This window comes from Brevibacillus sp. Leaf182, from assembly GCF_001423865.2.
GTDB classification, from domain to species: Bacteria; Bacillota; Bacilli; order Brevibacillales; family Brevibacillaceae; genus Brevibacillus; species Brevibacillus brevis_C.
On record NZ_LMPN02000007.1, the window covers coordinates 1 to 24,496 of the forward strand.

The 24,496-nt window shown below is 47.2% G+C and carries 28 protein-coding genes, 1 rRNA gene and 2 other annotated features; of the genes, 28 read left to right on the plus strand and 1 reads right to left on the minus strand.

From position 1 onward, the window contains the following. From ASG16_RS00045 to pssA, 10 genes are all read left to right on the plus strand, one after another. Window positions 1–180, plus strand: a 23S ribosomal RNA gene (locus ASG16_RS00045); the annotation flags it as partial. 240 nt (window positions 181–420) lie between these two features. Then, window positions 421–1,542, plus strand: coding sequence for an MGDG synthase family glycosyltransferase (locus ASG16_RS00050; RefSeq protein WP_056493484.1), 1,122 nt, complete (start codon window positions 421–423; stop codon window positions 1,540–1,542). A gap of 29 nt (window positions 1,543–1,571) precedes the next feature. Beyond that, window positions 1,572–2,258 carry an HAD hydrolase-like protein gene (locus tag ASG16_RS00055; protein ID WP_056493487.1) on the plus strand — a complete coding sequence of 229 codons (687 nt, stop codon included), beginning with the start codon at window positions 1,572–1,574 and terminating at the stop codon, window positions 2,256–2,258. Between the two features lie 188 nt (window positions 2,259–2,446). After that, window positions 2,447–2,911: a CtsR family transcriptional regulator gene (locus ASG16_RS00060; RefSeq protein ID WP_048035636.1), complete on the plus strand. Its 465-nt coding sequence runs from the start codon at window positions 2,447–2,449 to the stop codon at window positions 2,909–2,911. Window positions 2,912–2,927: 16 nt separating this feature from the next. After that, complete coding sequence (mcsA, locus tag ASG16_RS00065; protein ID WP_048035637.1) at window positions 2,928–3,446, plus strand: protein-arginine kinase activator protein McsA; 519 nt, start codon at window positions 2,928–2,930, stop codon at window positions 3,444–3,446. Window positions 3,447–3,465: 19 nt separating this feature from the next. Then, entirely contained in the window at window positions 3,466–4,539 is a 1,074-nt protein-coding gene (gene mcsB, locus ASG16_RS00070; RefSeq protein WP_056493490.1) for a protein-arginine kinase McsB, read from the plus strand. Window positions 4,540–4,605: 66 nt separating this feature from the next. After that, a complete protein-coding gene (locus ASG16_RS00075) occupies window positions 4,606–7,056 on the plus strand; it encodes an ATP-dependent Clp protease ATP-binding subunit (protein WP_016742864.1) in 2,451 nt (816 codons plus the stop codon). Between the two features lie 106 nt (window positions 7,057–7,162). Beyond that, entirely contained in the window at window positions 7,163–8,530 is a 1,368-nt protein-coding gene (gene radA / locus ASG16_RS00080) for a DNA repair protein RadA (protein WP_048035639.1), read from the plus strand. A gap of 8 nt (window positions 8,531–8,538) precedes the next feature. Next, entirely contained in the window at window positions 8,539–9,615 is a 1,077-nt protein-coding gene (gene disA / locus ASG16_RS00085; RefSeq protein ID WP_048036021.1) for a DNA integrity scanning diadenylate cyclase DisA, read from the plus strand. A gap of 114 nt (window positions 9,616–9,729) precedes the next feature. Next, the gene (pssA, locus tag ASG16_RS00090; RefSeq protein WP_016742861.1) at window positions 9,730–10,458 is read left to right on the plus strand and encodes a CDP-diacylglycerol--serine O-phosphatidyltransferase; all 729 of its coding nucleotides are present in this window, start codon (window positions 9,730–9,732) and stop codon (window positions 10,456–10,458) included. 95 nt (window positions 10,459–10,553) lie between these two features. On the opposite strand, the gene ASG16_RS00095 is transcribed toward pssA, so the two are convergent. Beyond that, a complete protein-coding gene (locus tag ASG16_RS00095) occupies window positions 10,554–10,949 on the minus strand; it encodes a nucleoside triphosphate pyrophosphohydrolase family protein (RefSeq protein WP_007716195.1) in 396 nt (131 codons plus the stop codon). A 286-nt stretch (window positions 10,950–11,235) separates the two neighbouring features. On the opposite strand from ASG16_RS00095, the gene ASG16_RS00100 reads away from it, so the two are divergent. The 18 genes from ASG16_RS00100 to ASG16_RS00185 all read left to right on the plus strand — a co-directional run bounded on the left by ASG16_RS00100 (window position 11,236) and on the right by ASG16_RS00185 (window position 24,399). Next, window positions 11,236–12,324 (plus strand): PIN/TRAM domain-containing protein, encoded by a 1,089-nt coding sequence (locus tag ASG16_RS00100; protein ID WP_048035640.1) that lies wholly within the window; start codon window positions 11,236–11,238, stop codon window positions 12,322–12,324. Window positions 12,325–12,348: 24 nt separating this feature from the next. After that, complete coding sequence (gene ispD, locus ASG16_RS00105; protein WP_056493493.1) at window positions 12,349–13,035, plus strand: 2-C-methyl-D-erythritol 4-phosphate cytidylyltransferase; 687 nt, start codon at window positions 12,349–12,351, stop codon at window positions 13,033–13,035. A 3-nt stretch (window positions 13,036–13,038) separates the two neighbouring features. Continuing rightward, window positions 13,039–13,512 carry a 2-C-methyl-D-erythritol 2,4-cyclodiphosphate synthase gene (gene ispF / locus ASG16_RS00110; protein WP_056493496.1) on the plus strand — a complete coding sequence of 158 codons (474 nt, stop codon included), beginning with the start codon at window positions 13,039–13,041 and terminating at the stop codon, window positions 13,510–13,512. An 87-nt stretch (window positions 13,513–13,599) separates the two neighbouring features. Then, window positions 13,600–15,066: a glutamate--tRNA ligase gene (gene gltX / locus ASG16_RS00115; protein WP_056493499.1), complete on the plus strand. Its 1,467-nt coding sequence runs from the start codon at window positions 13,600–13,602 to the stop codon at window positions 15,064–15,066. A gap of 27 nt (window positions 15,067–15,093) precedes the next feature. Continuing rightward, window positions 15,094–15,353: a binding site (T-box leader), on the plus strand. Between the two features lie 89 nt (window positions 15,354–15,442). Then, entirely contained in the window at window positions 15,443–16,108 is a 666-nt protein-coding gene (cysE, locus tag ASG16_RS00120; protein WP_048035644.1) for a serine O-acetyltransferase, read from the plus strand. Next, window positions 16,089–17,495: a cysteine--tRNA ligase gene (cysS, locus tag ASG16_RS00125; RefSeq protein WP_056493502.1), complete on the plus strand. Its 1,407-nt coding sequence runs from the start codon at window positions 16,089–16,091 to the stop codon at window positions 17,493–17,495. The genes cysE and cysS overlap by 20 nt, the downstream gene beginning before the upstream one ends. Window positions 17,496–17,512: 17 nt before the next feature. Then, a complete protein-coding gene (locus ASG16_RS00130; RefSeq protein WP_007716204.1) occupies window positions 17,513–17,917 on the plus strand; it encodes a Mini-ribonuclease 3 in 405 nt (134 codons plus the stop codon). A gap of 1 nt (window position 17,918) precedes the next feature. After that, a complete protein-coding gene (rlmB, locus tag ASG16_RS00135) occupies window positions 17,919–18,674 on the plus strand; it encodes a 23S rRNA (guanosine(2251)-2'-O)-methyltransferase RlmB (RefSeq protein ID WP_056493505.1) in 756 nt (251 codons plus the stop codon). Window position 18,675: 1 nt separating this feature from the next. Further along, window positions 18,676–19,200 (plus strand): NYN domain-containing protein, encoded by a 525-nt coding sequence (locus tag ASG16_RS00140; RefSeq protein WP_048035647.1) that lies wholly within the window; start codon window positions 18,676–18,678, stop codon window positions 19,198–19,200. 83 nt (window positions 19,201–19,283) lie between these two features. After that, window positions 19,284–19,934 carry an RNA polymerase sporulation sigma factor SigH gene (sigH, locus tag ASG16_RS00145; protein WP_005828894.1) on the plus strand — a complete coding sequence of 217 codons (651 nt, stop codon included), beginning with the start codon at window positions 19,284–19,286 and terminating at the stop codon, window positions 19,932–19,934. Window positions 19,935–20,171: 237 nt separating this feature from the next. Further along, on the plus strand, window positions 20,172–20,321 hold the full coding sequence (gene rpmG / locus ASG16_RS00150; protein WP_003392018.1) for a 50S ribosomal protein L33: 150 nt from the start codon (window positions 20,172–20,174) through the stop codon (window positions 20,319–20,321). Continuing rightward, window positions 20,321–20,569, plus strand: coding sequence for a preprotein translocase subunit SecE (gene secE / locus ASG16_RS00155; protein WP_012683970.1), 249 nt, complete (start codon window positions 20,321–20,323; stop codon window positions 20,567–20,569). Before rpmG ends, secE begins: the two co-directional genes overlap by 1 nt. Window positions 20,570–20,614: 45 nt before the next feature. Continuing rightward, a complete protein-coding gene (nusG, locus tag ASG16_RS00160; protein WP_048035648.1) occupies window positions 20,615–21,151 on the plus strand; it encodes a transcription termination/antitermination protein NusG in 537 nt (178 codons plus the stop codon). Window positions 21,152–21,337: 186 nt separating this feature from the next. Next, window positions 21,338–21,763, plus strand: coding sequence for a 50S ribosomal protein L11 (gene rplK / locus ASG16_RS00165; RefSeq protein WP_005828886.1), 426 nt, complete (start codon window positions 21,338–21,340; stop codon window positions 21,761–21,763). Window positions 21,764–21,852: 89 nt separating this feature from the next. Next, a complete protein-coding gene (rplA, locus tag ASG16_RS00170; RefSeq protein WP_048035649.1) occupies window positions 21,853–22,536 on the plus strand; it encodes a 50S ribosomal protein L1 in 684 nt (227 codons plus the stop codon). A 42-nt stretch (window positions 22,537–22,578) separates the two neighbouring features. Then, window positions 22,579–22,742, plus strand: a sequence feature (ribosomal protein L10 leader region). A gap of 24 nt (window positions 22,743–22,766) precedes the next feature. Continuing rightward, window positions 22,767–23,282: a 50S ribosomal protein L10 gene (rplJ, locus tag ASG16_RS00175; RefSeq protein WP_016742852.1), complete on the plus strand. Its 516-nt coding sequence runs from the start codon at window positions 22,767–22,769 to the stop codon at window positions 23,280–23,282. A 55-nt stretch (window positions 23,283–23,337) separates the two neighbouring features. Continuing rightward, window positions 23,338–23,700: a 50S ribosomal protein L7/L12 gene (gene rplL, locus ASG16_RS00180; RefSeq protein WP_047074728.1), complete on the plus strand. Its 363-nt coding sequence runs from the start codon at window positions 23,338–23,340 to the stop codon at window positions 23,698–23,700. Window positions 23,701–23,802: 102 nt separating this feature from the next. Next, complete coding sequence (locus tag ASG16_RS00185; RefSeq protein ID WP_056493508.1) at window positions 23,803–24,399, plus strand: class I SAM-dependent methyltransferase; 597 nt, start codon at window positions 23,803–23,805, stop codon at window positions 24,397–24,399. Window positions 24,400–24,496: the final 97 nt, after the last annotated feature.

Consider the following 24,496-nt stretch of genomic DNA (forward strand, 5'->3'; position numbering starts at 1 on the left):
TAGTTATGTGCGGACGGGATAAGCGCTGAAAGCATCTAAGCGTGAAGCCCCCTCCAAGATGAGACTTCCCACAGCGCAAGCTGGTAAGACCCCTCATAGACGATGAGGTTGATAGGTTCGATGTGGAAGCGCGGTAACGCGTGGAGCTGACGAATACTAATCGGTCGAGGACTTATCCACACATTCTTAGCAATCATGCGTATTCAGTTTTCAGGGAATGAAACCAACCTCTTTACCCCAGAATGGGTAAGGAGGTTTTTCGTTTTTACAGCAAAAAGTCAAACTCGCGATTATTTTGTCGATAAGTTAGGCCGAATGACCGACAAGTTCCCTCTTGCAGACGGGTCTTGGGGTAGACTAACATGAGAAGGTACCTGATCCAGGCGTTGGAGTAGGCGAGGTTATGAAGGAGAATCGTTCATGAAAAAAATTCTAATCTTTTCCGCTTCCATCGGTAACGGACACAACCAGGCAGCGCGGGCCATGCAAGAAAGCTTGGCTGAGAGTGGTTGCACATCAATGATCATCGATACGTTGGAATATATTAGCCCCACCTTTCACAAGATTTTGCTGGAAAGCTATATGAATCTGTTAAGGCTGTCACCCAAGATGTGGGGCAGAATTTACCATAATACGGAAAAAACCCGTTTCTTCGATATGAATGTGCTGATGAATAAGTTACTGGCAAACAAACTGAAAAAGCTGATCAACAGTGTACAGCCTGATGCCTTTATTGCTACGCATCCGTTTGCAAGCTGTATGCTCTCCGTACTGAAAGGGAGAAATGATTGGAAGGAACCAATCTATACGATCATTACTGACTATACCATCCATCCTTCATGGATTAATCACCATATCAATTATTACTTCATCGGCCATGAGCAACTGTATTACCTGTTAGACGTTTATCGACAGGATCATCAAAAATTCATTCCGATGGGCATTCCCATCATGAAAAAATTCAGCTTGCCATTGGACGCCGATTTGATTCGGCAAAAGCTGGGCCTCGCTCCTGGACAAAAGAGCATTATTCTTTCGGGGGGCGGATTGGGTCTCGGCTCGATGGAAAAGGTATTAGATGGGTTAGAAGAGATTAACATTCCTCTGAAAACCTTTGTGTTAACAGGGACAAACGACAAGCTGTACAATAAAGTGACAAATCGTACGTATCGCCATGAAGTCGTGCCGCTAAAATTCATCAATAACTTCCACGAATACTTGGAAACGGCTGATTTAATTGTCACCAAATCAGGCGGACTTACATCAGCTGAAGTAATGAGTAAACGGGTACCCATGATTGTTTACAACCCTCTGCCTGGACAGGAAGAGAGGAACAGCCACTTTTTGCTCAATAATGGATGTGCGGTACATGCGAATCTGTCGGAGCAATTGATTTACTTTATCGATGAACTATTGCATAGCCCGTCCAAGGTGGATTATATGCGTAGAATGGGACAGAAAATCTCGAAGCCAGATGCTGCACAAAGAATTACCGAGTTCATCATGGATGATATGAATATGTTGCCAGGAAAAGTAGAATAGCGGCCTAGCCAGACAAAATGGAGGAACCCATGACTGTACCATTCGCCATATTATTTGATATGGATGGCACGTTACTGCAAACAGAAAAGCTGTCCACTCCAGCATTTATTCGAACGTTTGACCAGCTTCGTCAAAAAGGGCTATGGCAAGGGGAAACCCCAGACGAACGTGAATTGATCAATGTACTGGGAATGACGATCGAGCAGATCTGGGACAAATTACTGCCGGGTGCGAGTGAGGAAGCTATTCGCTTAGCTGACGCCTTCTTGCTAGACAATGAAATCCAGTTACTCAAAGAAAGAGTGACCGAGCTATATCCGAATGTAAAATCAACCTTGGAAACGCTGCGAGAAAAAGGATTTGCTTTGTTTATAGCAAGTAATGGGCAGGAAGAGTACATCGATGCCATTTGCCAGGAATACGAATTAAAGCCGCTAATGACCGATCTGTACTCAGCTGGCCGTTTCCGCACACATTCCAAAAATGATCTGGTTGCAAAATTGTTGTCTGATTACAAAATCGGGCAGGCCATCATGGTAGGGGATCGTCACTCCGACGTGGAAGCAGGCAAGACAAACGGTTTATTTACCATTGGATGCGACTTTGGTTTTGCCAAACCAGGTGAACTTGACGGGGCAGATGTCATCATCACCAGCTTCACACAGCTACTGAATCATTTGCCAGCAATCGACACCAATACACAAGAACAAACATAAACCATTCCTCAGGGAGTGGTTTTTTTGTTGATCATGTCCTAGTTTCAAGCGACCCTCTTTTGCCCACACTAGAATGTGTAAGGGACACTTGCGGGCACGCACTAAACCCATTATAATTAACGTCAAAGATAGTCAAAGTCAATAGGTAACCTCAGAAGAACATACACAGAGGAATAGGAGGCGATGACTTGCGTAACATCTCGGACATCATTGAACATCACTTGAAAAGCATCATTACAAACAGTCCCAATGGATCGATCGAGATTCAGCGTAGTGAGCTTGCCGACCATTTTCAATGTGTGCCGTCTCAGATCAATTACGTCATCAATACGCGCTTTACCGTTCAAAAAGGGTACATTGTAGAGAGTAAGCGCGGGGGCGGCGGGTATATTCGCATACGCAAGGTGCAGATTGTCAGCAAAGCACGCTTGCAAGAATTGCTGACAGAGGAACTAATTGGTGAGAGCATCAGTCAGAGCGTGGGAAATGCGATCGTAGAAAGACTATTTGAAGAAGGATTAGTCAACATCAGAGAAGCCACCTTAATGAAAATCGCTACCTCGCGAAATGTATTAACGCTAGAAGCTGAATTGCGGGATCGTTTGCGGGCAAATATTTTAAAGCAGATGATCGCAGCAATCTTGTTGAAGTAAAAGGAGGTATGATGTTATGAACTGTGAGGAATGCGGAAAACGACCGGCGACACTTCATTTGACGAAAATCGTCAATGGCGAAAAAACCGAATACCATATTTGCGAGCAGTGTGCTCATGAAAAAGGGGACGTCTTTACCGGCTTTCACAACTTCAGCATCAACAATCTCCTGTCAGGACTTTTAAAATTTGATCCCATGCAAAAGAATGGACGCGAAACGGCAACGAATAAGCCGCTTCAATGCGAAACATGTGGTCTCACATATTCTCAATTTAGTAAAAGTGGCCGATTTGGCTGTAGTGATTGCTACACTTTTTTGGGTGATCGACTGGACCCCCTTTTCCGCCGGATTCATGGAAACACACAGCATAGTGGAAAAGTACCAGAGCGGATGGGTGGCAAACTGAAGATCCGTAAAGAGCTGGAACAACTAAAGCAAGCGCTGCAAAGTCATGTCGCCAGTGAAGAGTTCGAGAAGGCAGCAGAAATGCGTGATCGAATTCGAGCATTGGAACAAAAAATGGCCCAATCGTAGCAAGGGAGGTTAGCTGGTTATGTCCCAAAAGCAGTTTATGCAAAACCCGTGGAGCAATTGGATGAAAGGAGAAGGTCCTGATTCCGACATTGTCATTAGTACACGGCTGCGTATCGCCCGTAACCTGCGCCAGCACCCCTTTCCGTTATTGGCAACGGACTCGCAGGGCGAGGAAGTCGTCAGAAAGGTAACGGAAGTAAGCGATTCGGAGGCAATGCGCAAACGGCATCAGCTCCAGGCTATCCATATGGATCAAATTAACCCGTTAGAAAAACGCGTGCTCGTAGAAAAGCATCTAATTAGCCCCCATCTGGCAGAGGAATCTCGCAAAGGTGCCGTATTACTTCGGGAAGATGAGTCTGTCAGCATTATGGTTAATGAAGAAGATCACATTCGAATACAGGTACTATTACCCGGGTTTCGTTTGAACGAGGCATGGGAAATAGGTACGAAGATAGACGACATTTTTGAGAAAAACTTGAACTACGCGTTCGACGAGACACGTGGATATCTTACAAGTTGCCCAACCAATGTGGGTACGGGAATTCGTGCATCTGTGATGCTGCACTTGCCGGCGCTGGTGATGACGCAGCAGATCAGCAGAATTTTACAGGCAATTAATCAAGTTGGTCTAGTCGTTAGAGGAATTTACGGAGAGGGCAGCGAAGCTCTAGGGAATCTTTTTCAGTTATCCAATCAGGTCACACTGGGGATGTCTGAGTCGGATATCCTTTCCAATCTCTACGGTGTAGCTAGACAGATTATTGAGCAAGAGCGTGTGGCACGTACTTATTTGCTGGAGCATACTCGGGTCTCGTTGGAGGATCGGATTTTTCGATCGTATGGTATCCTGATGTACGCCCGCACGGTAGAGTCCAAGGAGGCGGCACAGCGTCTGTCCGATGTACGTCTGGGGATAGATCTAGACATCATTCCGGATGTATCTCCGCTGGTCCTAAACGAACTGTTAGTCACGACACAGCCAGGGTTTTTACAACACCACGCTGGACAAAAGCTCACTCCGGACCAACGCGATGAAAGAAGGGCAAGGCTGATCCGCGAACGTCTGCGCGTAGTAGAATCACAAGAGTAATCGTAATGGTATCACGCAATTGTTAACCATATAGAGAAAAAACACGGTTATACGGAGGTGTACGATATGATGTTTGGACGTTTTACAGAACGAGCACAAAAAGTACTGGCGCTTGCCCTGGAAGAGGCGGTTCGTCTCGGACACAAAGATATTGGGACAGAGCATGTGCTGCTGGGACTCATTCGAGAAGGCGAAGGGATTGCGGCGAAGGCATTGCAATCACTTGGGCTTGGCCTCGATAAAATCCAGAGCGAAGTGGAGTCGTTAATCGGGCGAGGAACAGAGCAGTCCGGTAGTAATTACACACCAAACTATACACCTCGCGCCAAAAAGGTTATTGAACTGTCGATGGACGAAGCCCGCAAGCTGGGTCATACCTATGTGGGGACTGAACATATTCTGCTTGGCTTGATCCGTGAAGGAGAAGGCATTGCTGCGAGAATCATGAACAATTTGGGCGTTAGCCTGAACAAGGCACGTCAACAGGTGCTCCAGCTTCTTGGCAGCTCGGAAATGATGGCATCTCATCAACCGTCTGGAGGGAACCCAGCGGCGAATACGCCGACACTGGACGGCTTGGCAAGGGATCTGACTGCAATCGCTCGTGATGGCGGGCTGGACCCTGTCATCGGTCGCCAAAAAGAAATCGAGCGTGTGATCCAAGTACTTAGCAGACGCACCAAAAACAACCCTGTATTGATTGGGGAGCCTGGCGTCGGGAAAACAGCGATCGCAGAAGGTCTTGCCCAAAAAATCGTCAACAACGAAATTCCGGAGACCCTCCGTGATAAACGCGTCATGACCCTCGATATGGGAACCGTTGTTGCGGGAACCAAATATCGCGGTGAGTTCGAAGATCGTCTGAAAAAAATCATGGACGAAATTCGCCAAGCAGGAAACATCATCCTGTTTATTGATGAGCTGCACACCCTGATTGGTGCAGGTGGAGCAGAAGGCGCTATTGATGCCTCCAACATTTTGAAGCCTGCTCTGGCACGTGGCGAGCTACAGTGCGTAGGTGCTACTACGCTGGATGAATATCGCAAGTACATCGAAAAAGACGCGGCACTGGAGCGTCGTTTCCAACCGATTCAGGTTGATGAACCGACAGCGGAGGATGCTATTCGTATCCTGCATGGCCTTCGTGATCGTTACGAAGCCCACCATCGTGTCAAAATTACCGATGAAGCAATCGAGCAGGCAGTAAAACTGTCTGACCGCTATATTACGGAACGCTTCCTGCCTGACAAGGCTATCGACTTGGTCGACGAGGCGGCATCCAAGGTTCGCTTGCAATCCTTTACGGTTCCACCAAACCTCAAAGAGCTGGAGGGACGTCTGGAAGAGGTGCGCAAGGAAAAAGACGCTGCCGTACAATCACAAGAATTCGAGGAAGCAGCAGCTCTTCGCGATCAGGAGCAAAAACTGCGTGAAGAACTGGATAAAACGAAAAAAGACTGGAAAGAGCGCCAAGGTCAGCTAAACATGGAGGTTACGCCAGAAGACATCGCACAAGTAGTGGCGAGCTGGACGGGTATTCCTGTGTTGAAGCTGAAGGAAGAAGAAACAGAGCGCTTGCTGAAGATGGAAGAGATTTTACATGATCGCGTCATTGGCCAAGATGAAGCAGTCAAATCCATCTCGCGTGCGATCCGCCGTGCCCGTGCTGGTCTGAAAGACCCAAAACGCCCAATTGGCTCGTTTATCTTCCTGGGACCAACCGGTGTGGGTAAAACCGAATTGGCTCGTGCCGTGGCAGAGACGCTTTTCGGTGACGAGGATGCCATGATTCGTGTAGATATGTCCGAGTACATGGAGAAGCATTCCACCGCTCGGCTGGTAGGTGCCCCTCCTGGCTACGTAGGCTTTGACGAAGGCGGTCAGCTAACCGAAAAAGTGCGTCGCAAACCGTACTCCGTTATTTTGCTGGACGAAATCGAGAAGGCTCACCCAGACGTATTCAACATTCTCTTGCAAGTTTTGGATGATGGTCGTCTGACAGACTCGAAGGGACGTACCGTCGATTTCCGCAATACAGTTGTCATTATGACTTCCAACGTCGGAGCCAGCATGATCAAGAAAAATACGACGCTCGGCTTCACGACCAACGATTCGGAAAGAAAGTACCAGGATATGAAGGACAAAGTCATGGATGAGCTGAAGAAGAGCTTCCGTCCTGAGTTCTTGAACCGTATCGACGAAGTCATCGTGTTCCACTCCTTGGAGCAAGAGCACATCGAGCAAATCGTATCTCTCATGACAGAAGAGCTGCGTAAACGATTGAAAGAGCAAGACATTGATTTCCAATTGACCGAAGAAGCCAAGAAAGTATTGGCAAAAGAAGGCTTTGATCCGGCCTATGGTGCGCGTCCTCTGCGTCGAGCTATCCAGCGCCACATCGAGGATAATTTGTCCGAGGAACTGCTCAAGGGTACGATCAGTAAAGGCGATACCGTCAATATCGAAGCTGAAGAAGGCAAGCTGGTAGTCAAGCGCCTTGAAAAAACGAAATCGTAAGCTGGGTTGAAACGTAATAGAATGCCTCCTGATTCGGGAGGTATTCTTTTTTTGGGTGCGTAATTATGATAAAAGTAGAGAAAGAAATCCAAGTGAGGGTGCGATTATGTCAAAGTATAAAACGAAATACGCGTGTCAAGAATGTGGCTATGAATCGCCAAAATGGATGGGAAAATGCCCGGGATGTAGCAGTTGGAACACTTTGGTGGAGGAAGTGACGGTTAAAACGGCACATCGCCACGAAGGGCTCAGCGGCGGCCAGCGCCAATCTGCGATTCCATTGACCCAGGTAGCTAGTGAAGAAGAGCCACGCATGGATACGACGATCGGAGAATTGAATCGTGTTCTTGGTGGAGGACTTGTTCCGGGTTCACTCATTTTGGTGGGGGGAGACCCGGGAATCGGAAAGTCGACATTGCTTTTGCAGACATCTTTTGCCTTGGCTCATCAAGGGGCGAAGGTTCTCTATGTATCGGGAGAGGAGTCGGCAAAGCAAATTAAAATTCGCGCGGATCGACTCCATTTGCAAACGCCGCCGATGTTTGTATTGGCAGAAAATGATTTGGATTTGATCGAACAGCATATTAATCAAGTAGACCCGGATGTGCTGATTATTGACTCGATCCAGACTGTGTTTCACCCGACCATCCAATCGGCTGCGGGAAGTGTCGCACAAGTGCGGGAGGCTACTGCCCAATTGATGAGGATTGCAAAAGGGAAAGGAATTGGTACCTTCATCGTCGGTCACGTTACCAAGGAAGGCTCCATCGCTGGTCCACGTATGCTTGAGCATATGGTGGATGCTGTTCTTTATTTTGAAGGAGAGCGTCACAATACATTTCGAATTTTGCGCGCCGTCAAAAACCGCTTTGGTTCGACAAACGAAATCGGGATTTTCGAGATGAAGGATCGCGGTTTGGAGGAAGTGGCGAATCCATCTGAGATATTTTTGGCAGAGCGTCCATTTGGTGTTGCGGGCTCCACGGTCGTAGCCAGTATGGAGGGCACGCGTCCCGTTTTGGTTGAGCTGCAAGCTCTCGTTGCCCCAACCAGCTTTGTAACGCCACGCAGAACGGCAACAGGGGTCGATCATCAGCGTGTGGCGATGATCATGGCAGTGTTGGAAAAGCGCATGGGCATGATGCTGCAAAATCAGGATGCTTATGTAAACGTAGCAGGCGGGGTCAGATTGGATGAGCCAGCCGTTGATTTGGCGATTGCCGTAAGCATTGCAAGCAGTTTCCGTGACCACGCTACCAATCCGCATGATGTCGTCATCGGCGAAATTGGCCTGACTGGTGAGGTGCGCGGTGTCTCCCGTATTGAGCAACGAGTACGAGAAGCACATAAGTTAGGCTTTAAGCGTGTCATCATCCCTGAGAAAAACATCCGCGGTCTGGATGCGCCTGCAGATATTCAAGTAATTGGTGTGAGCAATATTGCCGATGCGTTGAACGAGGTGATAAGGAGGTAGGAGTGGGCATGCAGGGGAACATCAAAAGAGCTCCGCAATTCGGTGATGTGCTTCGTCTCGTGGCACCCGGCACACAGCTTCGTGAAGGGTTGGAAAATGTTTTACGGGCCAAAACCGGGGGCTTGATCGTCATTGGGTGCGGTCCGGAGATGAAGTCAATTGTCGATGGCGGTTTTTCCATCAATTGTGATTTTTCTCCTGCCCATTTATATGAATTAGCGAAGATGGATGGGGCGATTATAGTAAGTGAAGACGCAAAACGCATTCTGTACGCGAATACACAAATCTTCCCACCCTCTTCAATCCCTACAAGCGAGACGGGGACACGTCATCGTACAGCGCAACGGACAGCCATTCAAACCAACCATCTGGTGATTGCTATCTCTCAACGGCGCAATGTGATCACGCTTTACCAAGGAAATTTCCGGTATGTCTTAAGCGAAATCAGCGTCATTTTGGCCAAGGCGAATCAAGCTGTATCTACCCTTGAGAAATACAAGGCTGTGCTTGATCAAACACTGACGAATCTCGGTGCGTTAGAATTCGAGGAGCTCGTTACGTTACATGAAGTTGCGTCGGTTTTGCAACGGATTGAGATGGTATTACGTATTAAGACAGAGGTCTCCAAATACATATGTGAGCTAGGGGTAGAAGGAAGGCTCGTCAGTATGCAGTTGGAGGAACTGGTTTCAAACATTGAGGAAGAAGCCCATATGCTTATTCGGGATTATTCCCGAGATCCATCCTATTCACCTGATCTTGTGCTTCGGGACATGAAAAAATTGAACTCGGAGGAAATGCTGGAGCTCACTTCTTTTTTGCGAACGCTGGGGTATTCCTCCAATGCCAGTATGCTGGATGAATCCGTTTCTCCTAGAGGTTATCGAATCCTGTACAAGATCCGGCGTTTGCCCGTTACGATCATCTCGAATCTGGTAGAGCATTTTCATCATCTGCCGCGAATCATGATGGCAACGATTCAGGAATTAGACGAAGTGGAAGGCATTGGCGAGGTTCGAGCAAGAGCGATTAAAGAGGGACTGAAACGGATTCAAGAACAAGTGTTCATTGACAGACACATTTAAAGTAGAATAGGATAAAGGCATTATTTGTATTCAGCATTTGCCTAAGGGACTTGGATAAAAACAAGGTCAACAGGATAACCTGCTCCTTACGCAAAAGAAATCAGGAGGTAGTCTATGTTCGTGAAATCGTTACCGAACATACTAACCGTAAGCAATTTGTTTCTGGGAGTTTTAGCAATTATTCTTGCGTTTCGAGGCGATCAATACGTCGAATATGCAGCGATTACAGTGATCATTGGTATGCTGGCAGACGGGCTGGATGGACGTGTAGCTCGTATGCTGAATGCCCAAAGTGAGTTCGGAAAGGAATTGGATTCACTTTCTGACGTCATTACATTTGGGATTGCGCCAGCGTTCATCATGTATGTTGTCGTCTTGCAACACTTTGATTTGCTTGGGATTCTCATTACAGCCATTTTTCCGATCTGTGGTGCGCTGCGTTTGGCGCGTTTTAACGTACAGGCCGGGGTTCCGGGGTATTTCATCGGTTTGCCGATTACGGCAGCGGGAGGCGTACTGGCTACGCTCGCACTTTATCACCAAGTCTTCACTCCGGTATTGCTTGCCGTAAGTATGTTGCTCCTTGCCTTTTTGATGGTATCAAAGGTCAAGTATCCTAACTTCAAAAAAGTGGGGATTCCAAAGTCTGCTTACTGGATCACACCCATTATCATCGCGATCGTGGTTATTGTAGCGATTAAGTATCCGCAGCAATTTCCAAAAATCGTCTTCTTGCCACTTGCTTTTTATGCACTGTACGGAATAAAAAAAAACGTTGACTTTCTCGTCAAAAAATTACGCAAGCGTAAAAACAAAGAGGAAGAATCTGTACCGTTTGAATAATTACGGCATAAAAAAACCCACACTTCAATGTGCGGGTTTTTCTTTTTTGTATGCAACTTTTTTTAGGGTTCATTCGTAATACGAGTAACGGACTTTTAAGACAGATTGAAGACACCCAAAGTATTTAATCGGTTGGATTCTTTCTGAAGCACATCTTCTAGCTTAATGTCAGTAATATTGCACAAGGCAGTGAGGTAAAAGAGGTTTTTGCCAAGCTCAGCAGTAACTACATCGCGACAATGCTCGCACAGCGGTCCGTTAAAGTGGGTGTCCAAATGGGACTTGTTGTCCTCCAGATTCTTGTTCGAATCGTACGTCTGTTTTTTGGCAACCACTTCGACACAGCCGCATTCGGTGATGGCTTTTGTCAGTGAACGGTTAATGCGGGATGCCGTTTCCTGAACTTTGGACATGACGTCCAGTACGCTACGATGTCTGATCAAAAGCTCGGATACTTGCGTTTGAAAGTCGTCTATGTTTCGATTGTCCATCTGGTTCACCTCTGCTTTAGGCTGTTGGTATCGTCATAATTTTCTCTCATTACGATACTGACATTATAAGAAGGGAGTCAGCTCCCTGTCAATTTATCATCGAAGGAAACGAGTGTTCCCGGGTTGACGAGAAAATGACAACTATGTTAAAATTTTTGGCTATTTGACATGGCAAAATCTTTTTTGCTATAGTGAGGGAAAGTAAAATGAAGCATTATAATCATTTGGAAAAAAATAGGGTTTTACTCTTAGGCTTCTGTCTATATTAGTAAAAGGAGGTGAAGGCATGTTACGCCGAGTAGGAAAATTCATTTTTGTTTTGATTGGTGGCGGATTGGGGTATCGATTTGGTGACGAATTGTTTTCGTTGCTCGACCCACTGTTAAACTTTGGTGTAGTAGCCGGATCGCAATATATTGGGGCTGTACTAGGTGCCATCTTGTTTTTCTTTTTAGCGAATTGGGTTGTGGATTATGTTCTGCGCATCGTTCGATGGGGTGAAGAGACACTCGTCAAAATGCCGGTTGTCGATGTGATGTTCGGAGCGATGGGATTGATTAGTGGTCTTATTGTTGCATTCTTATTATTCCTGCCCATCAGTAAAATTCCGATTCCATTTGTAGGAGATCTTTTGCCGTTAATTGTTTCCGGGTTGCTCGGTTATTTGGGCTTCCAGGTAGGATTTCGCAAGCGGGACGAGATTATGTCGGTATTTTCGATTGGACGTAAGGATAGGAAAAAGGATAGCGCAACAACTACCGTTAACTTGGAAAATAAAATCCTCGATACCAGTGTCATCATTGACGGACGCATCGCAGATATTTGCCGTACCGGCTTTTTGGAAGGGGTACTGGTCATTCCGGGATTTGTGTTAGAGGAGCTACAGCATATCGCCGATTCCTCCGATGTACTGAAGAGAAACCGCGGTCGTCGTGGTCTGGATATCTTGAACAAGATTCAAAAAGAAATGAAGGTAAAGGTTCAGATCTGGGAAGGCGATTTTGAAGAAGTATCCGAGGTGGACAGCAAGCTGATCAAGCTCGCTAAGCTCATTAACGGAAAGGTCGTAACAAACGACTTCAACCTGAACAAGGTATGTGAGCTGCAAGGTGTTGCGGTTTTGAACATCAATGATTTGGCGAATGCAGTCAAACCTGTAGTTTTACCTGGAGAAGAGATGAACGTTCAAGTCATCAAGGATGGAAAAGAGCACGGTCAGGGTGTCGCTTATCTGGACGATGGCACAATGATTGTTGTAGAGGGCGGACGAGAATACATTGGAAACGATGTCGATGTTCTCGTAACGAGTGTGCTGCAAACATCCGCAGGACGTATGATCTTCGCCAAACCAAAGTTGCTGGAACGAGCGTTATAGAAAAGACAGGAGAGGGATGAATCAGTGAGTACGGGTGTCGTGATCGTTGCAGCCGGTTCGGGTAAACGAATGGGTGGACAACGAAACAAGTTGTGGTTACCGCTTGCGGGCGAGCCGATCTTGGCTCATACGGTACGTCTTTTTGCTACTCATCCCGACATTGATGAAGTTGTGCTAGTGGTGAGCGAAGCAGACCACGCAGAAGTAATGACTTGGGTCTCGGCTGAAAAGCTGACGGTTGTGGTTACGCTGGGTGGAGCAGAGCGACAAGACAGTGTGAGAAATGGCTTGGCATCACTATCCGCAAATTGCGATTACGTACTAGTTCACGATGCTGCTCGTCCTTTCGTCACTCGCAAACAGATCAGTGACATGATCAAACAGGTGCAACAAGATCAGGCAACGATCATGGCAGTACCTGTCAAAGATACGATTAAAGTGGTGGGGGCAAATGGACTTGTAGAGTCAACCCCGGCACGGGAAAGCTTGTGGGCGGTTCAAACCCCACAAGCTTTTCGTATGTCTTTATTGCGAGAGGCACATCAGGCAGCAGAGGCAGCGGGGAAGCTGGGTACGGATGATGCAATGCTGGTTGAGTGGCTGGGTCATCCGGTATCGATTATGCACGGAAGCTATGAGAACATTAAGATTACAACGCCAGACGATCTGTGGTTTGGTGAAGAGATATTGCGGAAACGAAAGGGAGAGTAGCTCATGCGTATTGGACAAGGTTTTGACGTGCATCAATTAGTAGAGGGGCGTCCATGCATTATCGGAGGCGTCACCATCCCGTATGAAAAAGGCTTGCTAGGACATTCTGATGCAGATGTTCTCCTTCATGCAATTAGTGACGCGATTCTTGGAGCGATTGGTGAAGGGGATATTGGCCGTCATTTCCCAGATACAGACCCTGCTTTTAAGGATGCGGATAGTGTAAAACTGCTGGAGCATGTTTGGAAGTTGGTTCGGGAGCGCGGCTACCGTTTAGGAAACGTGGATGCAACGATCATTGCCCAAGCACCGAAGATGGCTCCGTACATCCCGCAAATGTGTGAAGTCATTGCACGCGTGCTGGAGGTAGACGATCTCTCGCAAGTAAATGTGAAGGCGACGACATCCGAGAAACTCGGTTTTACAGGCAGAGGGGAAGGAATCGCTGCACAGGCAGTATGCTTGCTTGTCAAGTAGAGGGGCAAGGTGTAACATAAAGCCTTAGATACGTTTTTACTTAGGTCAAGGCTATAGCCTTTTACATTCATAAGGATGGTGCTACCAATGGCGAAAGAAATTCGCACTCGTTATGCGCCGAGTCCTACGGGGCATTTACACATCGGCGGTGCGCGAACAGCGCTCTTCAATTATCTTTTTGCGAAACATCACGGTGGTTCGTTCATCGTTCGGATTGAAGATACGGACCAAACCCGCAATAAGGAAAATGCGGACGAAGAGCAAATGAAAAACCTGAAATGGCTCGGCGTAACATGGGAAGAAGGTACAGACGTTGGTGGACCATATGGACCGTACCGTCAAACAGAACGCCTGGACATTTATCGGAAATATATCGATCAACTGCTGGCAGAAGGCAAAGCGTACTACTGCTACGCGACAAAAGAAGAGCTGGATGCAGAGCGTGAAGAACAGCTCGCTCGTGGAGAAACACCACGTATTTTGGAAAAGCACCGCCATGTAACGGACGAGCAACGTGCTCAGTACGAAGCAGAGGGTCGAGTGCCATCCATTCATTTTCTCGTTCAGGATGATCGCGAGTATGTCGTGAACGACCTGATTCGTGGCCAGGTAACATTCAACTCCAACGAGATGGGCGATTTCGTTATTTGCCGTCCGGATGGAATTCCTACATACAACTTCGCCGTTGTAGTGGACGACTATTTGATGAAAATTAGCCACGTCATTCGTGGAGAAGAGCATCTGTCCAACACGCCTCGTCAATTGATGATTTATGAAGCGTTTGGCTGGGAAGCGCCTGACTTTGCTCACTTGGCACTGATCCTCAACCAAGATGGCAAAAAGATGTCCAAGCGTGACGAGAGCATTCTTCAGTTCATTGAGCAGTACCGTGATCTCGGCTTCTTGCCAGAAGCAATCGTGAACTTCCTTGTTCTTTTGGGATGGTCTCCTGGTGGCGAAGAAGAGATTTTCTTAATGGAAGATCTGATCAAGCTGTTCTCAATGGACCGTGTGAACAAGTCGCCAGCTGTGTTTGATGCAACGAAGATGAACTGGATGAACAACTTCTATTTGAAGCGTCAACCGCTGGATATGATTACAGACATGTGTATCCCGCACCTGCAAAAAGCTGGCTTCATTGAAGAGAATTTGTCTGCTGAGAAGCGCGAATGGGTTCGCAGTATCGTAGGTCTGTATCAAGAGCAAATGTCCTACTGTGCGCAAATCGTTCCGTTGGCAGCTCTTTTCTTCCTCGACGAAGTGGTGTACGATGAAGAAGCAACTCTGGTGCTGAAAGAACCGCAATTGCCGGAAGTACTGGCTTCCTTTGTGAAACACCTTTCTGCCCAGGATGCATATAATGTGGATGTTATTAAAGCGGTACTCAAAGACGTGCAAAAGGAAACGGGTCACAAAGGCAAGGCATTGTTCATGCCGGTCCGCGTAGGAGCAACTGGTCAGGCGCATGGTCGTGATCTGGCTGAGACGTTGTATCTGCTTGGACGTGACAAGGTGATTGCACGTGCACAGCAAGTAATTGCAAACGGTCAGTAAGTATTGGCTGGCTTTCTTTTATAAATCATGAATGCGACGATCAGGAGAAGTACAACAGTCTGCACATCTACAGAGAGGATGGATAGGTGAGAGCCATCTGGTGTGCCCTGTATGGAAATGCCCCTGTGAGCAATGAGCTGAACCTATCTTTTTGAAAAGATATCAGTAGGCGCCATCGGCTTCCCGCCGTTATCGGGATATGAGCGAGATCGTTCAAGGTTGTTTGTTAAGTCTTTGCAGCCAAGACGATCTAAGCAGAGTGGAACCACGGTAAACCCGTCTCTGTCCCTTCGTAATGGAGGGGATAGGGACGTTTTTTATTTTAGAGGAAGTTGAACACTCGGCAGGTAAATCAGGCAGGAGGTGCCACCCCAAAATGTTAGCACAGATGAGAGATGACATTCATGCTGTTTTTGAACGAGACCCGGCTGCGCGAAGTACGCTGGAAGTCGTTATGACCTATTCAGGTTTGCACGCGATATGGGGGCACCGGATTGCCCACAGGCTCTGGAAGGCTGAGCTGTGTACACTCGCCCGAATTGTCTCTCAACTGTCCCGTTTTTTCACGGGAATTGAGATTCACCCGGGCGCAACAATTGGCCGCGGCCTGTTCATTGACCATGGCATGGGTGTTGTGATCGGAGAGACGTGCGAAATCGGAGACAATGTAACGATTTATCAAGGGGTTACACTCGGGGGAACGGGTAAAGAAAAAGGAAAGCGTCACCCTACGATCGGCAATGATGTCATTATTGCCACGGGAGCAAAGGTGTTGGGCTCCTTCAAAATTGGCGATAATTCAAAGATAGGGGCTGGTGCCGTTGTCTTGCAGGAGGTACCGCCTAACTCGACCGTAGTAGGAATCAAGGGACGCATCGTCATCCAGGATGGCAAGCGGGTCAAAAATGATCTGGACCATGTAAATATGCCAGACCCGGTAGCGGATACGATTCGTTTGATGCAAAAGGAAATTGATCAATTACGCAAAGAATTGGAGCTTTTGAGGGAGGATAAACAGAACGATGGGCATTCAGCTGACTAACACGATGACGCGGCGGAAGGAACCGTTTCACACATTGGAGCCAGGAAAGGTAAAAATGTACGTGTGCGGCCCGACCGTGTACAACTACATCCACATTGGAAATGCGCGCCCTGCCATTGTATTTGATACATTGCGCCGTTACTTGAAATATCGTGGCTACGAAGTGACATTCGTGCAAAATATAACGGATGTAGATGACAAACTGATTCGTGTAGCGAATCAGGAAGGTGTCACTGTCAAAGAAGTGGCAGATCGATACACAGATGCGTACAATGCTGATCTGAAATCATTGAACGTATCGCCACCTGATATTCAACCACGCGTGATGCAAACAATTCCGGAAATCATTGAATTCGTGCAAGGGCTGATTGAAAAAGGCTTTGCCTACGAGAGTGAAGGTGACGTCTATTTCCGAACAGGACGTTTTCAGGAATACGGAAAGCTATCGCATCAGCCGTTGGATGATTTGCAGGCAGGTGCTCGTGTAGAAATCAACGAGAAAAAGGAACATCCCCTGGACTTCGTACTTTGGAAAGCGGCCAAGACCGGAGAAGTTACCTGGGACAGTCCGTGGGGCGAAGGAAGACCGGGATGGCATATTGAGTGCTCGGCAATGGCCCTGAAGTTTTTGGGTGAGGAAATCGACATCCATGCGGGCGGAACAGACCTTGTGTTCCCGCACCACGAGAACGAAATTGCTCAATCGGAGTGCTTTACGGGTAAAGTTTTTGCTCGTTATTGGCTACACAACGGCATGCTCAATATCGATAACGAAAAAATGTCCAAATCCCTTGGGAACTTCTTGCTTGCACGCGATCTTTCGGAGAAATTCGGAGGTCAATTAATTCGCTTCTTTATGCTTCAGGGGCACTATCGCAACCCGATCAATTTTAGCGAAGAGTTGATCGAACAGGCGGCCAATGGTTTGGATAGAATCAAGACTGCGTATACGAATCTGTCCCATCGTCTGGATACCGTGCGCGCAGAAGAGCCGAATGATCAGGCCCAAGAGCAGGCACGAATCATTGGGGAGCTTCGCGAGCGTTTCATTGCGGAGATGGATGATGATATCAATACAGCGAATGCTATCACGGTTATTTTTGACGTCGTGAAGGAAGCCAACCTGTATTTGCGTCATCAAAATGTAGGCGAAGCCGAAGTTCGTGCATACATGGATTTGTTGGTGGAGTTGACGGAGGTTCTTGGTCTTGAAATTGCTGAAGAGCAGGAGCTGTTGGATAGTGAGATTGATGCGTTGATCGAAGAGCGCACAGAAGCTCGCAAAGCAAGAAACTTTGCCCGCTCTGACGAAATCCGCGATCTGCTTGCAGCAAAAGGAATCGTGCTGGAGGACACGCCACAAGGTGTTCGCTGGCGTCGAAAATAAGGGGCCGAAGAAAATAGATGCAAAAAGAAGAACTAACCCGAGATCCTAATCTGACAAATCCACTCGTGCTTGCCTTCCTCGGGGATGCTACCTATTCGCATTGTGTGAGGTATCATTTGATCGCCAAGGGGCTGGTTAAACCAAACCAGCTCCACAAGGCGGCCAACCGCTATGTTTCAGCGAAAGCACAGGCCAATGTGTTGTTAACGTTAATGCCCACATTGCCGGAGGAAGAATTGAATGTAGTGAAGCGGGGGCGGAATGCCAAATCCGGCTCCAGTGCCAAAAACGCCGATATTATCGACTACCGTCATGCAACGGCTTTTGAAGCATTGATCGGGTACTTGTATTTGAGTGGAAAAGAAGAGCGGATCGCTGAAATTGTGCAGCAGGCTTTTGCCATAGTGGAAGGAGAATCATGAAATGAGTGAAGAGTGGATTCTGGGGAAAAACCCCGTCATCGAGGCTTTGCGATCAGGCCGTACGATCAATAAGATTTGGATTGCAGAGGGAACGAATAAAAATCTGATGGGACCTGTCTTTGCCTTGGCGAAAGAACAGGGTGTCATTGTCACGACAGCCAACCGCAAAAAGCTGGATCAGCTCGTGTCGTCAGACAACCATCAGGGTGTAGTGGCTTCTGTCGCAGCTTACGATTACGTAGAAGTAGACGATATTTTGAAGCGGGCAGAGGAAAAAAACGAGGCGCCGTTCATTTTGCTGTTGGACGAGCTGGAAGATCCGCATAACCTCGGTTCCATCATGCGGACAGCCGATGCAGTCGGTGCTCATGGTGTCATCATTCCAAAACGACGTTCCGTCAGTCTTACGGCAACAGTGGCAAAAGCTTCGGCAGGGGCGATCAACTACGTGCCAGTAGCGCGAGTGACGAATTTGGTTCGTACCATGGAAGAGCTCAAAGAACGCGGTGTTTGGATCGCAGGAACAGATGCGAGTGCCAAGCAAGATTTCCGCCAGGGTGATTATACGATGCCGCTCGCAATTGTCATTGGCAGCGAAGGAAAAGGCATGAGTCGCCTGGTGCGGGAAAACTGTGATTTTCTGTATAGCCTTCCGATGGCGGGCAATGTTACCTCACTCAACGCTTCTGTAGCAGCTGCCTTGTTGATGTATGAAGTATATCGCTCCAGGAGTCCAATTCCGACGCGGGTGAAATGACATGGCGAAACGAAAAGCCAAGCAGCTGTTGATCGTTGATGGATACAATATCATCGGCGCCTGGCCCGATCTGCGCCTGCTGAAGGATCAAGAGCGGATGGACGAGGCGCGTGATCAATTAATCGCAAAAATGGCAGAGTACCAGAGCTACACTGGTGTGAAGGTCATCATTGTCTTTGATGCGTACAACGTTCCTGGCATTGGCCGTCAAATGGAGGACTTCCAGGTCGACGTGTATTTCACGAAGAAAAAGGAGACAGCAGACGAGAAAATTGAGCAGCTAGTCTCCCAATTTCACAATAAAAATCGACAAATTTATGTGGCAACTTCTGACTATACCTCTCAACGTGTCATATTTGGGCAGGGAGCTTTGCGCAAATCAGCGCGGGAGTTGTTGCTCGATATGGAAAATGCGGGCAAGGAAATCAAGAAACAAGTCGAAAAAACGCAAGAAGACCGTTTCTCCACGCGGATTACGCTGAATGATGAAATAGCGAAAATATTCGAAAAATGGAGAAGGGAATAACTTGGATTCGGTTGACGCTTTTTTACGGCATCATGTATAATAGCGCTATCTATTGGAGAAACCGGTTGGCGGAGGGATCATTTGTGAGTGTTGACCTCAAGGAGTTAAAACATGCCCAATATGAACTAATGACCGACGAAGAAGTAGTCGACCTGGTTCGCGATAATGACGCCGAAGCTTTGGAGTATTTGATCAACAAATACAAGAACTTCGTTCGTGCCAAAGCGAGATCCTATTTTCTTATTGGGGCTGACCGCGAAGACATCGTGCAGGAAGGGATGATCGGACTGTACAAGTCTATTCGCGACTTCCGAGGAGACAAGCTCACGTCGTTCAAGGCATTTGCCGAGCTGTGTATTACCCGTCAGATCATTACCGCGATCAAGACAGCGACACGCCAAAAGCACATCCCGCTCAATTCTTACGTCTCATTGGACAAGCCTATATACGATGAAGATTCTGACCGCACACTACTCGATGTGATCTCGGGAACCAAGGTGACCGATCCAGAGGAATTGTTTATCAATCGGGAAGAATTCGATGACATTGAGGGCAAGATGAGCGAAATCTTGAGTGACTTGGAACGCCAGGTCCTTATGCTTTACTTGGACGGACGATCCTATCAGCAGATTGCTGTTGAATTGAAACGTCATGTCAAGTCTATTGATAATGCATTGCAGCGAGTAAAGCGCAAGCTAGAGCGCTATTTGGAAGGAAGAGAGATTCATCTGTAGAGAATCTCTCTTTTTATTTTGGAAGCAAAAGGACTACCTCTTGTCAAGTCATTTTGTTTGACATGGGTATTTCGGTATGATAAATTTATTTAGGTAGCCATAGACTCTTATCTCTCTGTTCTATGGTTACTTAGGTGAATGAAATGGTCTGGAAAAAGTAGCGGTTTTCCCGTACTATTTATCATCGGGGTACTTTTAACTAATAGCAGGTTTGAAATGAGATGGAGGTGGCAATAAATGCGAGTAAACATCACGTTGGCGTGCACCGAGTGTGGCGAGCGTAACTATATCTCCACGAAGAACAAGCGCACCACTACTGAACGTGTTGAACTGAAAAAGTATTGCTCCCGTGACAAGAAGCAAACCCTTCATCGCGAGACGAAGTAATGGTTGATGCGACGAAGTCAGGGGGTGGCAAAGTGGGTTTTTTATCACGAATCGGAGCCAGTTTTCGCCGTACCGGTGGTTTTTTTAGTGACGTAATGTCCGAGCTAAAGAAAGTCCGTTGGCCCAACCGTAAAGAATTGACGACCTATACGCTCGTTGTTCTTGTTACGGTTGTGCTCCTGGCAATATTCTTCTTCGTCGTTGATTTGGGTATCTCGCGCTTGATCGATTTGATTCTAGGAACGTAATTATGCAAGTCTTAGGAGGGACGGACGGTTAACGTCCTGTTGGATATGGAAAAAGCATGGTATGTACTTCATACGTACTCAGGTTACGAAAACAAGGTGAAAACCAATCTGGAGAAGCGACTCGAGTCGATGGGCATGGAAGACAAGATCTTTCGCGTTCTTGTTCCCACTGAAGAAGAGGTGGAAACCAAGGATGGTAAGAAGCGCACCGTCACGAAAAAAGTGTTTCCTGGATACGTCCTTGTTGAAATGGTGATGACGGACGACTCTTGGTATGTCGTGCGCAACACCCCTGGGGTTACCGGCTTTGTCGGATCCACGGGTGCTGGCTCTAAACCGACAGCGCTGCGTCCTGAAGAGGCCGATACGATTCTCAAGCAAATGGGAATCGAAATTCCCAAGATCAGAGTCGATTTTGCTCTCCGCGATATGGTGCGCGTCACAGATGGTCCGTTTTCCAATCGCACCGGGGAGATTATCGAGATTTACCCGGACAGGCAGAAGGTTCGCGTGTTGGTGGACATCTTCGGTCGCGAAACACCGGTAGAGCTAGACTTTACACAAGTTCAAAAATTGGATTAGGATTCAACTTGAAAAGTATCGCGCTATGTGGTACATTTCATTTTGTTTTAACAATCCCACAACATTAATTGGGGTTTCTTGCACTCTCACTATAGATCGAAAGTCTTTTACATAGAGACTTTCAAAAAACGGTGGGAGGGGGCATTCCCCCGTAATAACCACATGTGAAGTAAGGAGGTGTGTTACGTGGCTAAGAAGGTTATCCGCGTAATTAAATTACAAATCCCAGCAGGTAAAGCGAATCCTGCACCTCCAGTAGGTCCGGCTCTCGGTCAAGCTGGTGTAAACATCATGGGATTCTGTAAAGAATTCAATGCTCGCACTGAAAGCGAAGTAGGTATGATCATTCCGGTGGAAATCACCGTGTTTGAAGACCGTTCTTTCACTTTTATCACAAAAACTCCTCCAGCTGCAGTTCTGTTGAAGAAGGCTGCTGGTATCGAGTCCGGTTCTGGCGTACCAAACAAAACAAAGGTTGCTACGCTGAAGCGTGATAAAGTTCGTGAAATCGCAGAACTGAAGCGTCCTGACCTGAATGCTGCATCCGTAGAAGCGGCTATGCGCATGGTAGAAGGTACAGCTCGTTCTATGGGTATCGTAATCGAAGACTAATTGTCTTGAGTGCAAGGGGGCACAGAGGTTGTGCCCCCCTGTCTGTGGGAGGATCAACCGCTACGACCACATTGAAGGGAGATTTAATCATGGCGAAAAAAGGTAAGAAATATCAAGAGGCTGTAAAGCTCGTTGATAAAAACAAAGTATACGAAGTAGCTGAAGGCGTTGAGCTGGTTAAAAAAGCAGCTACAGCTAAATTCGACGAAACTGTTGAAGCAGCTTTCCGTTTGGGCGTAGATCCTAAGCGTGCTGACCAACAAATCCGTGGCGCAGTTGTATTGCCACATGGTACTGGTAAAGTACAACGTGTTCTCGTATTCGCAAAAGGCGATAAAGCGAAAGATGCAGAAGCAGCTGGCGCAGACTTCGTAGGCGATGCAGACATGATCGCAAAAATTCAAGGTGGCTGGTTCGACTTTGACGTTGTAGTAGCTACTCCTGATATGATGGGTGAAGTAGGTAAATTGGGTCGTGTACTCGGTCCAAAAGGCCTGATGCCAAACCCTAAGACCGGTACAGTTACTTTCGATGTAACTAAAGCGGTTAACGAAATCAAAGCAGGTAAAATTGAGTATCGTGTAGACAAAGCGGGTAACATCCACGCTCCTATCGGAAAAGCATCCTTCGATGCTGACAAACTGGTAGAAAACCTGGCTGCTCTGACTGAAGCACTGAACCGTGCGAAACCAGCTGCTGCTAAAGGTGTTTACATGAGAAACGTAACCCTGAGCTCTACTATGGGCCCTGGTGTACGCGTAGCTGTAAAATAATGACACTTGACTTCCTTTATGGGAGTTGTTAAGATAGTCCCTGTTGATGAAAAGAATATGCCGTAGACAGAAGGTGCGGTGCTTGTGAGAGTAACGCTTAATATCCCTCCGAGGCGTGTAATGTACGAATGAGGAAACGCTGTTTTCCTTTGACGATATAGCATTATGCCCTCGTGAGTCTGCGAGGGCATTCTTCATTTTCTAGGATTAGAGCACGGGAGGTGTAATCAATGGCAGAAATTCGTCCAACCGTTATTCGTGAAGAAAAGGTACAAGCGATCAACGAAATCGCAACTAAGCTTCGCGAAAGCCAAACTACAGTGGTAGCTGACTACCGCGGTCTGACAGTAGCACAAGTAACTGAGCTCCGTAAGCAATTGCGTGAAGCTGGTGTTGAGTTCCAGGTGTTGAAAAACTCCCTGACTCGTTTGGCTACTGAGAAGGAAAGCCTGACTGAACTGGATCAATATCTGACTGGACCAAACGCTCTGGCGTTCTCCAAAGACGATATCATCGCTCCAGCGAAAGTTATCGCTGAATTCGCTAAGAAAAACGACAAGCTGGAAATCAAGGGTGGCGTTATCGAGGGTAAAGTAGTTGATGCTGAGCAAATTAAAGCTCTGGCTTCCCTGCCGAACCGCGAAGGTCTCTTGTCCATGCTTCTTTCCGTCCTGCAAGCTCCAATGCGCAACGTTGCACTGGCAGTCAAAGCAGTGGCAGAACAAAAAGAAGGTCAAGGCGCGTAATCGTCTGATCGGTTAATGTTTTACAAATACTATTCCTTGAATGGAGGATTTACAAATGTCTAAAGAGCAAATCTTGGAAGCCATTAAAGGCATGTCCGTTCTCGAACTGAACGATCTGGTTAAAGCAATCGAAGAAGAATTCGGCGTAACTGCTGCTGCTCCTGTAGCTGTAGTTGCTGGTGGCGGAGCAGAAGCTGCTGCTGAGCAAACTGAATTCACTGTAAACCTGGTAAGCGGCGGCGCTTCCAAAATCAACGTTATCAAAGTTGTTCGCGAGCTGACTGGCTTGGGTCTGAAAGAAGCAAAAGACCTGGTAGACAACGCTCCAAAAACACTCAAAGAGGGCGTTTCCAAAGACGAAGCAGAATCCCTCAAAGCAAAACTCGAAGAAGCTGGCGCTCAAGTAGAAGTAAAGTAAGTTAGCTTCCTTTAGGATATCCCCTTGCCTGCGGCAGGGGGATTTTCTATAAACTTTTGATGATAGAGTTTTTCTTAAACGATGAGGAAGGGTGAATCACACGTGGCAGACCATTACTATACCAATCAACCGGGCGCTGCACATGATGAACAGCAATTTACGTTCAAGCTCCGTGGTAATGAACTTCGCTTCATAACGGATGCTGGCGTTTTTTCCCGAGACCGGATTGACTTTGGAAGTGTATTGCTCATCGAGAACATGGAAATCGACAGTCATGCGCGTGTACTCGATGTGGGATGCGGGTATGGTCCGATGGGATTGACGGCTGCCAAGCTTGCTGATCATGGTCGGGTGACGATGATCGACGTGAACGAGCGTGCGGTTAACCTGGCTCGTCGTAATGCAGAAGCAAATGGAATAAAAAATGTTGAGGTTCGAGTGAGTGATGTCTACAGCGGCGTACAAGGTGAGCTGTTTGATGTCATTCTAACCAATCCGCCGATCCGTGCGGGTAAGGAAATCGTTCATCGCATTTTTGTAGAAGGATACGACCTGTTGGTAGAAGGCGGAGCAATGTGGGTTGTCATTCAGAAGAAGCAAGGTGCCCCGTCCGCATTGAAAAAGTTGCAGGAAACGTACCGCGAAGTAATAGAGGTAGATCGGGAAAAAGGCTATCACATATTCAGGGCAATCAAATAAGCAAGAAGAAATCATTAGAAAAGTTTTCTTGACGTGAATAATTGAATGTGGTAGCATTATAAAATGTCAATATGGGATAAATGTCTATTTTTCAGCA

What these genes read in the sequence shown, in the direction of transcription:
- gltX (WP_056493499.1), top strand. Translation starts at nt 13,600, where the DNA reads ATGGCGAAAGAAATTCGCACTCGTTATGCGCCGAGTCCTACGGGGCAT.
- cysS (WP_056493502.1), top strand. Translation starts at nt 16,089, where the DNA reads ATGGGCATTCAGCTGACTAACACGATGACGCGGCGGAAGGAACCGTTT.
- disA (WP_048036021.1), top strand. Translation starts at nt 8,539, where the DNA reads ATGCAGGGGAACATCAAAAGAGCTCCGCAATTCGGTGATGTGCTTCGT.
- secE (WP_012683970.1), top strand. Translation starts at nt 20,321, where the DNA reads ATGGTTGATGCGACGAAGTCAGGGGGTGGCAAAGTGGGTTTTTTATCA.
- ASG16_RS00140 (WP_048035647.1), top strand. Translation starts at nt 18,676, where the DNA reads ATGGCGAAACGAAAAGCCAAGCAGCTGTTGATCGTTGATGGATACAAT.
- ispF (WP_056493496.1), top strand. Translation starts at nt 13,039, where the DNA reads ATGCGTATTGGACAAGGTTTTGACGTGCATCAATTAGTAGAGGGGCGT.
- ASG16_RS00075 (WP_016742864.1), top strand. Translation starts at nt 4,606, where the DNA reads ATGATGTTTGGACGTTTTACAGAACGAGCACAAAAAGTACTGGCGCTT.
- ASG16_RS00050 (WP_056493484.1), top strand. Translation starts at nt 421, where the DNA reads ATGAAAAAAATTCTAATCTTTTCCGCTTCCATCGGTAACGGACACAAC.
- ASG16_RS00095 (WP_007716195.1), bottom strand. Translation starts at nt 10,949, where the DNA reads ATGGACAATCGAAACATAGACGACTTTCAAACGCAAGTATCCGAGCTT.
- ASG16_RS00100 (WP_048035640.1), top strand. Translation starts at nt 11,236, where the DNA reads ATGTTACGCCGAGTAGGAAAATTCATTTTTGTTTTGATTGGTGGCGGA.
- radA (WP_048035639.1), top strand. Translation starts at nt 7,163, where the DNA reads ATGTCAAAGTATAAAACGAAATACGCGTGTCAAGAATGTGGCTATGAA.
- nusG (WP_048035648.1), top strand. Translation starts at nt 20,615, where the DNA reads ATGGAAAAAGCATGGTATGTACTTCATACGTACTCAGGTTACGAAAAC.
- ASG16_RS00130 (WP_007716204.1), top strand. Translation starts at nt 17,513, where the DNA reads ATGCAAAAAGAAGAACTAACCCGAGATCCTAATCTGACAAATCCACTC.
- rpmG (WP_003392018.1), top strand. Translation starts at nt 20,172, where the DNA reads ATGCGAGTAAACATCACGTTGGCGTGCACCGAGTGTGGCGAGCGTAAC.
- mcsA (WP_048035637.1), top strand. Translation starts at nt 2,928, where the DNA reads ATGAACTGTGAGGAATGCGGAAAACGACCGGCGACACTTCATTTGACG.
- rlmB (WP_056493505.1), top strand. Translation starts at nt 17,919, where the DNA reads ATGAGTGAAGAGTGGATTCTGGGGAAAAACCCCGTCATCGAGGCTTTG.
- cysE (WP_048035644.1), top strand. Translation starts at nt 15,443, where the DNA reads ATGTTAGCACAGATGAGAGATGACATTCATGCTGTTTTTGAACGAGAC.
- mcsB (WP_056493490.1), top strand. Translation starts at nt 3,466, where the DNA reads ATGTCCCAAAAGCAGTTTATGCAAAACCCGTGGAGCAATTGGATGAAA.
- ASG16_RS00055 (WP_056493487.1), top strand. Translation starts at nt 1,572, where the DNA reads ATGACTGTACCATTCGCCATATTATTTGATATGGATGGCACGTTACTG.
- rplA (WP_048035649.1), top strand. Translation starts at nt 21,853, where the DNA reads ATGGCGAAAAAAGGTAAGAAATATCAAGAGGCTGTAAAGCTCGTTGAT.
- rplL (WP_047074728.1), top strand. Translation starts at nt 23,338, where the DNA reads ATGTCTAAAGAGCAAATCTTGGAAGCCATTAAAGGCATGTCCGTTCTC.
- rplJ (WP_016742852.1), top strand. Translation starts at nt 22,767, where the DNA reads ATGGCAGAAATTCGTCCAACCGTTATTCGTGAAGAAAAGGTACAAGCG.
- pssA (WP_016742861.1), top strand. Translation starts at nt 9,730, where the DNA reads ATGTTCGTGAAATCGTTACCGAACATACTAACCGTAAGCAATTTGTTT.